The sequence below is a fragment of the Inquilinus sp. genome (assembly GCF_057815775.1).
This window is the reverse complement of record NZ_JBYRFX010000840.1, coordinates 1-9,893: the sequence shown is the minus strand read 5'-3', so window position 1 is coordinate 9,893 and position 9,893 is coordinate 1. Positions and strand designations below refer to the sequence as shown.

Genomic DNA, 9,893 nt, shown 5'->3' with positions numbered 1-9,893 from the left:
GGAATGCCCATCATGTCGAACCAGACCAGCGTCCCTTCCTTCGGGATGAAGTAGTCGAGGTTGACGCCGTTCTTGGCCTCTTCCGCCCGGCTCTTGGCGATGCTGACGTCGCCCGACCAGCCGACCGAGACGCAGACATTGCCACCGGCCAGATCGTTGATGTACTGCGACGAATGCAGGTACTTCAGATAGGGGCGGATCTTCATCACGCCCTCTTCGGCCTTCTTCAGGTCCTCGGGCTTCTGGCTGTTCGGGTCGAGCTTCAGGTAGTTCAGCATCACTGGCAGGATGTCGGTCGGGCTGTCCAGCATGGTGATGCCGCAATCGGCCAGCTTCTTGGCGTTCTCCGGGTTGAACACCACGTCGAAGCTGTCCAGCGGCACGTCGCCCAGGCGCTTCTTCACCTGGTCGACATTGAAGCCGATGCCGACGGTGCCCCACTGGTAGATGATGGCGTGCTTGTTGCCCGGGTCCGCGCCCTCGGCCGCCTTCATCAGCTTCGGATCGAGGTTCTTCCAGTTCGGGATCTTGGAGCGGTCGAGCTCGAGATAGACGCCCGCCTTGACCTGGCGCGCCAGGAAGGGCTGGGCCGTCGGCACCACGACGTCGTAACCCGAATTGCCGGTCAGCAGCTTGGCTTCCAGCGCCTCGTTGCCGTCATAGGTGTCGTAGACAGCCTTGATGCCGGTGGCGGCGGTGAAATCCGCCAGCGTGGTCTCGCCGATATAATCGGACCAGTTGTAGATGTTGACGACCTTGTCCTCGGCCAGGGCCGGTGCCGCCACGGCGCACAGCGCGGCGGTCGCAAGGAGGCTTTGCACGAGACGTTTCATGTAACCATTCCCTGTCTGTAATCGTTCGAGACCCGTCGAGCCGGCCCCATTCCTATTTCATTGCACTCCAGCGCCGCGAAACCTGTCAATCGCGCCGATGGCGCAGCGCACAAGACGGGGCTCGAACCCGACCTTCCTGTGCCCCACCTTCGTGGCATTCTCAAGCCCGTCCTCTAACGAAAAAGGGCGGCCATTTCGTGACCGCCCCTGTCTTCATCACATCTTGCCATAGTCCCGGGCCGTGGCGTCGATCGCGAGCTTGGCCCGCCGCACCAGCTCGTCGACCTCGTCGTGCGAAATCACCAGCGGCGGCGCCAGCACCATGGCGTCGCGCGTCGCCCGCATCACCAGGTCGTTGGCGAAGCTGTGGTTGCGGCAATGGGTGCCGACCTCGCCGTAATTCTGGAAGCGTCGCCGGGTCGCCTTGTCGTCGACCAGTTCGATCGCCGCGATCAGGCCGACGCCGCGGACCTCACCGACGATCGGATGGTCGGCGAAGGCCTCGCGCAGCCGCTCCTGGAAATACGGGCCGATGTCCGTCCGGGTGCGGTCGACCAGCCCTTCCCGCTCCAGGATCCGGATGTTGGCCAGCGCCACGGCGCAGGCCACCGGGTGACCGGAATAGGTGAAGCCGTGATAGAACTCGCCACCCTTCTCGATCAGCGTCTCCGCCACCTTGTCGCCGACCATGACGGCGGACAGCGGCAGGTAGCCCGAGGTGATGCCCTTGGCCAGGGTCATCAGGTCCGGCTTGATGCCGAACAGGTCGGAGCCGAACCATTCGCCGGTGCGGCCGAAACCGCAGATCACCTCATCGGCGATCAGCAGCACGTCGTACTGCTTGCAGATGCGCTGCAGCTCGGGGAAATAGCTGGCGGGCGGGATGATGACGCCACCGGCGCCCTGGATCGGCTCGGCGATGACGGCGGCGACGCTATCGGCCCCCAGCTCCTTGATCCGGTCCTCGATCGCCTTGGCGGCCAGCTTGCCGAACGCCTCCGGCTCCAGGTCGCCGCCATGGTCGTACCAGTACGGCGCCATGACGTGGTGGAAGCCCGGGAACGGCAGGTCGGCCTGGCGGTGCATCGCGCCCATGCCGCACAGCGACACGGCGACCATGGTCGAGCCGTGATAGCCGTAGTTGCGGCCGATGATGGTCTTCTTGCGGTGCTGGCCCTTCAGGTCCCAATAGTGCCGGACCATGCGGACGATGGTGTCGTTCGCCTCCGACCCGCTGTTGGCATAGAAGACGTGGTTCAGCCCTTCCGGCGTGATCTCGGCCAGCTTCTTCGACAGCTCGGCCGCGGCCGGCGTCGTAGTCTTGAAGAAGGTGTTGTAGAAGGGCAGTTCCAGCATCTGCTCATGCGCCACGTCGGCCAGCTCCTTGCGGCCGTACCCGACATTGACGCACCACAGACCGGCCATGCCGTCGATCATCTGGCGGCCTTCGGAATCCCACAGCCAGACGCCTTCGCCGCGGGTGATGACCCGGCTGCCGCCCTCGTTGGCCAGCGATTTGTAGTCGGTGAAGGGATGGAGGTGATGGGCGGTATCGATCGCCTTCCACTCGGCGGTGGACCGGCTTGCGGCAAAACTGTTCATGACGCGACCCTCGCGTGAATCCGATCGGACGATAAAAACGGAATGCGGCCGCCCTGGCGGCGGCCCTATCGAGCGGTCAGACGCGCGGCGGATTGTAGCCGATGCGGGCACACAGGCGCATGAGCTCCTGTTTCCGCGATCGCTGTCCGTGATGGGTCCGACGCCATGCCATGATGTCGCAGAGCATACCGCTCCCGGCTCGCGGCGTCACTAGGGCACTAGCTCTCCGGCAGCGTGCGGTCGAACACGGCCAGGATCGGGCCGACCCGGACGCCCCAGCCGACCGACAGCCCGTCCGGCGCCGACAGGGCCGAGACCGAGCCGTCGAGATACAGCGCGTTGCGGCAGCCCAGCCCGTCGCGGAACAGCCGGGCGAAGCTGCCGAAACTGACCCCGCCGCGCGAGATGGCGAAGACCACGGTGTGGCCATCGCGCAGGCCGACGCCGTTGCGGGTCTTGTGCGACGGCCCGTCATCACTGAACAGCGGGTGCAGCGCGCCGTCGATCACCAGCATCGGGCCGGACTGGGTCGCAATATCGGCCGCCGGGGCCTGCTGCTCGAACGCCTCGGTCTCCAGGATCCCGGCGCTGTCGCCATCGGCGTAGAACACGCCGTTCGGCTTCATGAAGAAATTGCCGTCGCCATCCGCGAAATTCGCGGGATGCAGGGTGTGGCCGGCAGAGATGAACAGGCCGACCGGCGACAGGTCCGGCTGGTACATGCCGCCATTCATCGCCACCAGGGCCGGCGCACGGGCCCCGGCCATCGCCTGCCTGAAGGCGGCGAGCGAGCCATAGGGCTGCCCGTCCGGGCCCTGCCAGAACAGGCCGAGGCGATAACGGCGCAGATCGATCTCGCAGACGGTGTAGTCGACCGTCTCGAAGGTCATCGGCCGGCACAGCGTCGCGGTGGCCACGGGCGCGAATGCCGAAGAGGGCGCCGCAGGGGCGGCGGTGATCGGCTCCGCCGGCGGGGGCTGCAGCTCGACCGCCGTATCGGGACGGGGCGTGCCGACGCCCGTGCCGCAGGCGGCGGTCAGCAGCAGCACCAGCAGGGTCGGGAGATGTCTGGCAAGACGCATCGGCCGGCGGCTCCGATCTTCGGGCGGGCTTAATAGCATCGTCATACAGTCCGCCTAGCCTGTCATTCCTACGCGTCATTCATGAAGGGGGATTCGCGCAAAATGATGACATGGCTTCGCATCGGGCTGGCCGGGCTGGTCCTGGTCGCCGGCGGCGCGCAGGCGGCCGACACGCTGACCGGCAAGGAATACAAGGTCCTGCTGGATCCGGCCAAATTCCAGGCCCAGCCGGTCGCCACTGCCAACACGTTCCTGAGCGAGCTGCGGACCAAGCTGAACGCCGCCGGCTTCGACCGCACGGTGGATGGCAGCTTCGCCGTCGATAAGGTCCGCACCGTCCGCTACTACGATTCGCCGGGCACCTGCCGGCTGAACACTCTGGGCTACAGCTTCCGCGGGCGGGTCGACGGCACCAAGCACGAGATCAACCTGAAATTCCGCTCCGACAGCCAGTCGACCGCGGCCAGCACCGATGTCGGCGGCAGCGACAAGGACGCCGAGACCAAGCTGGAGGCGGACATCACGCCGCCGTTCAAATGGGTCTATTCTCATTCGACCACCGAGCCGCTGTCGGCGACCAAGAACCTCAACATCTTCGACGACGTGGTCGACCTGTTCCCGCCGACCAAGTCGCTGAACCTGCCGAAGCAGGAGGCGTTGAACCTCGTCGGCAACCTGTCGATCACCGAGCGCACCTATGACGGCCCGGACAGCGATCTGGGCCAGCAGGACGCCGAATTCACGCTGACGCTGTGGTACGCGAATTCCTCCGCGACCGTCGCCAATGCCGAGGTGTCGTTCAAGGTCGAGGACAAGGATGGCGATTTCACCGCCAAGGTCGACCAGCGGTCGAAGCTGATGTTCGACACCATCCGCGGCATGACCTCGTGGGTCTCGACCAGCCCGACGACCAAGACCCAGTGGGTCTATCAGTACCAGCCGAACTTCTGCAACTGACGAGCCGCCGATGACCGGTGTGGGTGGGCCGGGTGACACGTCATCCGGCCCGTTTCGTATCGAACGCTGACACACTTCGCGACAATCCCCGCCCCTGCCCGGCACAGTTCTGAGACAGCCGGTCTGCAAGCTGCACCGGTGTCGAGCGATGGAGGCTCGACGCCATAGGGAGCGCAGGCATGGGACGCCCGATGATTCGGACGTTGGCGGGAGTTGTGGCATTGGCCCTGAGCGGCGGGCTGGCCGGGCTGGGATGGCAGGTGTCGCGGAGCACCGCGGCGACGACGGCCCAGGCGACCGCGCGGCCGGCCCCCAGCGTGATCGTGTCGCCGCCGCTGGTGCGGCGGGTGGTCGACCAGCAGGAATATGCCGGCCGCTTCGAACCGACGGCGAGCGTGGAGATCCGCGCCCGCGTCTCGGGCCATCTGCAGTCGATCGGCTTCGAGGACGGCCAGATCGTGCAGGCCGGCCAGACCCTGTTCATGATCGATCCCCGCCCCTACCAGGCGGCGGTCGCCGAGGCGCAGGCCCAGCTGTCCAGCGCCCGGGCGCAGCGCGACCTCGCCGACCTGGAGCTGCGCCGGGCGGAGCAGCTGGTCGGCACCTCCGCCGTCTCGCGCGCCACGCTGGACCAGCGCCGGCAGCAGAAGCAGGCGGCCGACGCCGCGTCCGAGCTGGCCCAGGCCGGGCTGATGCGGGCGCAGCTGGACCTCGACTTCACCGAGATCAAGGCGCCGATCAGCGGCCGCGTGTCGAACCGGCGGGTCGATGCCGGCAGCCTGGTGTCGGACACCAGCACCCTGCTGACCACCATCGTCGCGCTCGACCCGATCTATTTCGTCTTCGACATGAGCGAGCGCGATTTCGTCGCCTATGAACGGGCGGTGAAGGCGGGCGCGCTGCGGCCGATCCGGGACCGCGGCTTGCCGATCGAGGCGCGGCTGCAGGATGATGACGGCTGGCCCTACCAGGGCACGATGAGCTTCGTCGACAACCGGCTGGACAATGGCGCCGGCACCATCCGCGCCCGCGCCGTGCTTGGGAATACCGATCTCTTCATCACCCCCGGCCAGTTCGGCCGGCTGCGCCTGGCGACTTCGGGAGAGCACGACGCGCTGCTGGTGCCCGAGACGGCGCTGCTGACCGACCAGGCCAGCCGCATCGTCCTGACCGTGGCCGAGGACGACACGCTGCGCGCCACGCCGATCCGCCTCGGCGCCCGCCAGCCGGGGGGCCTGCGGGTGGTCGAGAGCGGGCTGCAGCCGGAGGACCGGGTGGTGATCAACGGCCTGCTGCGCGCCCGCGCCGGCCAGAAGGTGGTGCCGCAGCCCGGCGAGATCGCGCCGACCGCCACCGCACTGCTCAACTGAGCCGGGGACGACCATGCGCCTGCCCCATCTCTGCATCGAGCGGCCGATCCTGGCGACGGTGCTGTCGATCCTTGTCGTCCTGGTCGGCATCGCCGGCTATCTCACCCTGCCGCTGGCGCAGTATCCGGAGATCACGCCGCCCACCGTCGTCGTCCGCGCCCAGTATCCCGGCGCCTCGGCGGAGGTGATGAGCAGCACCGTGGCCGTCCCGATCGAGCAGGAGATCAACGGCGTCGAGAACATGCTCTACATGTCCTCGCAGGCCACCGGCGACGGCCAGCTCAGCATCACCGTCACCTTCCAGCTGGGCACCGACCTCGACGAGGCGCAGGTGCTGGTTCAGAACCGGGTGGCGGTGGCAGAGCCGCGGCTGCCGGAGGAGGTCCGCCGCCTTGGCGTGACCGTGCGGAAATCGTCGCCGGACATCCTGCTGGTGGTGCAGCTGTTCTCGCCGGACGCCTCGCGCACGCCGCTCTACCTCTCCAACTACGCAACGCTGCGGATCCGCGACGCGCTGCTGCGGGTCGACGGCGTCGGCGACGTCCGCATGCCCACGGCCCGCGACTATGCCATCCAGGTCTGGCTGGACCCGGACGCGGTGGCCGCCCGCAATCTGACGGCCGGCGAGGTGCTGGCGGCGCTGCGGGCCCAGAACGTGCAGGTCGCCGCCGGCGTGGTGAACGAGCCCTCGGCGTCATCAGGCGGCGCCTTCGAGCTGAATGTCGAGACGCTGGGGCGCCTGTCCGACCCCGCCGAGTTCGAGGGCATCATCGTCAAGACCGATGCCGACGGCCGCGTCACCCGGATCCGCGATGTCGCCCGGGTCGAGCTGACGGCGCAGAATTTCCGCGGCGGCGCCCTGTTCGACGGGCGGATTTCGCAGCCGATCCAGGTGTTCCAGCAGCCCGGCTCGAACGCGCTGGAGACGGCCGACCGCGTGGTCGCGGCGATGGCACAGCTGGGCCGCACCCTGCCGGCCGGGGTCGACTATGCCATCCCGTTCAACCCGACCCGGTTCATCGCCGAGTCGGTCAGCGAGGTCTACAAGGCAATCCTCGAGGCGATTGCCCTGGTCGTGCTGGTGGTGATCCTGTTCCTGCACAGCTGGCGGGCGGCGATCATCCCGATCCTGGCGATCCCGATCTCGCTGATCGGCACCTTCGCCGTGATGGCCGGACTGGGCTATTCGCTGAACAACCTGTCGCTGCTCGGCTTGGTCCTGGCCATCGGCATCGTCGTCGACGACGCCATCGTCGTGGTCGAGAATGTCGAGCGGCACCTGCGCGCCGGCCTGTCGCCGAAGGCAGCGGCGCACAAATCGATGGAGGAGATCAGCGGCGCGCTGATCGCCATCGCCCTGGTGCTGTGCGCGGTGTTCGTGCCGGCGGCGATGATGTCCGGCATCTCCGGCCGGTTCTTCCGCCAGTTTGCTGTCACCATCGCGGCGGCAACGGCGATCTCCGCCTTCGTGTCGCTGACGCTGAGCCCCGCCCTGTGCGCCCTGCTGCTGCGGCCGCACAGTGAGCATCCCGCCAGGCCCCGCAATGTCCTGCTGCGCGGCCTGGCTGCCGGCGCACGCGGTTTCAACACCGGTTTCGACCTGATATCCTTCGGCTATGGCGGGCTGACCCGGCGGCTGCTGCGCGTCGGCCTGCTGGTGTTCGCCGCCTATGCCGGGCTGCTGGGCCTGACCGGCTGGCAGTTCAGCCGGGCGCCGACCGGCTTCATCCCGGTGATGGACCAGGGCTATTTCCTGACCGCGGTGCAGTTGCCGCCCGGCGCCGCCCTGGCCCGCACCGATGCGGCGATGAAGGCGGTCTCCGACCGGCTGGACGCGACCCCGGGCGTGGCCCACACCGTCGCCATCGCCGGCCTGGACGGCGCCACCTTCACCAGCGCATCGAACAGCGGCGCGATCTTCGCCATCCTCGATCCCTATGCGGTGCGGGCGGCGCGCGGCCAGACTGTTGACCGGATCATCGCCGACCTGACCGCCCGCCTGGCCGATGTGCCGGAAGCGCGGGTGATCCCGATCAAGCCGCCCTCGGTCCGCGGCATGGGCAACACCGGCGGCTTCAAGCTGATGGTCGAGGACCTCGCCGGCGGCACGCCGGAGGAGCTGGAGGCGGCGGTGCGCCAGGTCGCGGCTGCGGCCGGCCAGTCGCCCGAATTCGCCAATGTCTTCAGCCCGTTCAACACGGCGACGCCGAAGCTGTACGCCGATATCGACCGGGTGAAGGCGGAGATGCTGGGCGTGCCGGCATCCCGTGTGTTCGAGACACTCGAGATCTATCTCGGCTCAGCCTATGTGAACGACTTCAACCTGCTGGGTCGGACCTTCCAGGTCCGGGCGCAGGCGGATGCCCGGTTCCGCCAGGACCCGGCGGCGCTGGAGCGGCTGAAGACCCGCAGCGACTCCGGCGCCATGGTGCCGCTCGGCTCGGTCGCGACCTTCGAGGAGCGGGCCGGTCCCTACCGGATTCCGCGCTACAACCTGTACCCCGTCGCCGAGGTGCAGGGCGCCGCCGCGGCCGGCGTGTCGACCGGCACCGCGCTGGCCCGGATGGAGCAGATCGCGGCCGAGGCCCTGCCCGACGGCTACGGCTTCGAATGGACCGAAGTGGCGCTGCAGGAGCGGCTGGCCGGCACCAGCGCCCTGCTGGTCTTCTCGGCCTCGGCGGTGTTCGTCTTCCTGCTGCTGGCCGCGCTGTATGAGAGCTGGACCCTGCCGCTGTCGGTGATCCTGATCGTGCCGATGTGCCTGCTGGCGGCGCTGACCGGGCTCTTGGCCGCCGCCATGGACGTCAACATCCTGGCCCAGATCGGCTTCGTCGTGCTGATCGGCCTGGCCGCCAAGAACGCGATCCTGATCGTCGAATTCGCGCGCCAGGCCGAGGCCGCGGGCGCCGACCGCTTCGCCGCCGCGGTCGAGGCGGCGCGGGTGCGGCTGCGCCCGATCGTGATGACCTCGCTGGCCTTCATCCTCGGCGTGGTGCCGCTGGTGCTGGCCACCGGCGCCGGGGCGGAGATGCGCCAGTCGCTCGGTGTGGTGGTGTTCTTCGGGATGATCGGCGTGACCGCCTTCGGCCTGATCTTCACCCCCGCCTTCTACGTCGCCTGCCGCGGGCTGGAACAGGTGGCCCGCCGGCCGTCCGGCCGTGCCGCTGCACCGTCCCCATCGCTGCGAGAGGGCCTGGAATGACCGCGGATGGGATGACCGATCCCCGCCCGGCATTCCGGCGCGGCACGACCACCGCCCAGTGGCTGCACGGGGTCTCGGCGGCCCTGATGCTTGCCGTCCTGGTGCCGGCCTGGGCGATGCCGTGCCTGCCGAACGGCGAGACCTCACGCGCCATCGCCGTCATCCTGCACCAGTCGGTCGGGCCGACGGTCCTGGTCCTGACCACCATGCGGCTGGTCTGGCGGGCGATCCATCCACCACCGCCTTCGGCCCGATGGGCAGCCTGGGAATCCACGGCAGCAACGGCGAGCCACGCACTGCTCTACGTCGTTTTGCTGGCGATGCCGCTCAGCGGCTATCTGATGCTCACGGGGCGCGCCATCTCGTATTTCAGTCTGTTCGAGATGCCGCGGCTGATCCCGGCGACCGATGCCATCTCACCGATCGGCAGCACCATGCACGCGGTCGGGCAATGGGCAATCTACGGCCTGGTCGCGCTGCAGGTCGCCGCAGCCGCCTGGCATGTCGCCGCCCGGCAGGACGGCCCGTCGCCAGAGCAAAGCGGGACATGACCTCGATCCCGATCTCAGAGACCGTTTGGAAATGCGCTGGTGCGAGTCGGGTGGCGGTGGTTTCGAGAACCGGCGCGCAGCGGACGTTTGGGTCCGTGAGCACCGGAAGCGGAGAAACCGCCATCAGACGGCCGCACCAGTAGCATTCGCAGACGGGCTCAGACGACGCGTTCGCCCTCGCGCCACACCGAGCGCACCACGGGCACGCCGTCGACCAGCCGGACGCGCAGCAGGTCGGCGCGCAGGCCCGGTTCGATCCGGCCGCGGTCGGCCAGCGACGCGGCGCGGGCGGGATT

The 9,893-nt window shown here is 68.3% G+C and carries 7 protein-coding genes; 4 read left to right on the top strand and 3 right to left on the bottom strand.

The features are described 5' to 3' along the window. From AC3XYG_RS30025 to AC3XYG_RS30015, 3 genes are all read right to left on the bottom strand, one after another. On the bottom strand, positions 1-833 hold an 833-nt coding region (locus AC3XYG_RS30025), incomplete at its 3' end, for an extracellular solute-binding protein (protein WP_489143546.1). Positions 834-1,049: 216 nt separating this feature from the next. Then, positions 1,050-2,435 (bottom strand): aspartate aminotransferase family protein, encoded by a 1,386-nt coding sequence (locus AC3XYG_RS30020; protein WP_489143545.1) that lies wholly within the window; start codon positions 2,433-2,435, stop codon positions 1,050-1,052. 218 nt (positions 2,436-2,653) lie between these two features. Further along, a complete protein-coding gene (locus tag AC3XYG_RS30015; protein WP_489143544.1) occupies positions 2,654-3,517 on the bottom strand; it encodes a phosphodiester glycosidase family protein in 864 nt (287 codons plus the stop codon). Positions 3,518-3,619: 102 nt separating this feature from the next. Here AC3XYG_RS30015 and AC3XYG_RS30010 point away from each other — a divergent pair, with 102 nt between their 5' ends. The 4 genes from AC3XYG_RS30010 to AC3XYG_RS29995 all read left to right on the top strand — a co-directional run bounded on the left by AC3XYG_RS30010 (position 3,620) and on the right by AC3XYG_RS29995 (position 9,597). After that, the gene (locus tag AC3XYG_RS30010; protein WP_489143543.1) at positions 3,620-4,474 is read left to right on the top strand and encodes a hypothetical protein; all 855 of its coding nucleotides are present in this window, start codon (positions 3,620-3,622) and stop codon (positions 4,472-4,474) included. A gap of 215 nt (positions 4,475-4,689) precedes the next feature. Then, the gene (locus tag AC3XYG_RS30005; protein WP_489143542.1) at positions 4,690-5,844 is read left to right on the top strand and encodes an efflux RND transporter periplasmic adaptor subunit; all 1,155 of its coding nucleotides are present in this window, start codon (positions 4,690-4,692) and stop codon (positions 5,842-5,844) included. Between the two features lie 13 nt (positions 5,845-5,857). Further along, positions 5,858-9,046 (top strand): efflux RND transporter permease subunit, encoded by a 3,189-nt coding sequence (locus AC3XYG_RS30000; RefSeq protein ID WP_489143541.1) that lies wholly within the window; start codon positions 5,858-5,860, stop codon positions 9,044-9,046. An 11-nt stretch (positions 9,047-9,057) separates the two neighbouring features. Further along, entirely contained in the window at positions 9,058-9,597 is a 540-nt protein-coding gene (locus AC3XYG_RS29995; RefSeq protein WP_489143540.1) for a cytochrome b, read from the top strand. The last annotated feature ends 296 nt before the right edge of the window (positions 9,598-9,893 follow it).